Source organism: Chloracidobacterium sp. (genome assembly GCA_025057975.1).
GTDB lineage: Bacteria > Acidobacteriota > Blastocatellia > Chloracidobacteriales > Chloracidobacteriaceae > Chloracidobacterium.
In genome coordinates this window covers 1-542 of sequence record JANWUV010000070.1, presented here as the reverse complement: position 1 = coordinate 542, position 542 = coordinate 1, and the positions used below count along the sequence as shown (strand labels likewise).

General features: G+C 56.8%; 1 protein-coding gene. It reads right to left on the bottom strand.

What is annotated here, in order from left to right; translation table 11 throughout:
* Positions 1–442 (bottom strand): twin-arginine translocation signal domain-containing protein (locus tag NZ585_15140; protein ID MCS7081363.1); only part of this gene is annotated, 442 nt, incomplete at its 3' end.
* Between the last annotated feature and the right edge of the window lie 100 nt (positions 443–542).

Sequence of the window (542 nt, the reverse complement as noted above, 5' to 3'; positions counted from 1 at the left end):
AATTGAGCCAACGGAAATAGCCCTCGCCCGCTTCGTATTCCAAAATCATCGCCAAGCGCACCACGTCGTTCTGCGTGGCGTTGGGTCCGAGTTGATTGACGCGCGGGTCGGGTTGCGCCGCGTCCAAACTCACTTCGGCTTGTCCGAACTCGCGCAACAGACGGTTCAGGTCGGCTAAATGCCCTTGGTGATGTCCCGCAAAACTCACGGCGGCGTTGAGAATCGCTTGATTCGTAATCAGTCCCGATTGCGCGGCGGCAAGATAAGATTTGATGGCGACGGCTTCTAGCTGCGCGCCCTCGCGCACGAACGAAAGGTCGCTTTCCAAGTTGCCTGCGCTCGCGGTCGGCGATGTGTCGCACGATTGAAGCAATGTTGCGCCCGCCACGGTTGCGCCCAGTCCCGCCACGGCAGTTCGTTTGAGAAAATCCCGTCGATTCATTGCTATGTTTTGGTTTTGAAAGTCAAAAGAGAACGATGAGCAAAGTCCTGAACGTCCAATCATTGGGGTCTAAACGGCGATTGCCGTCGGTGCGCTGGTC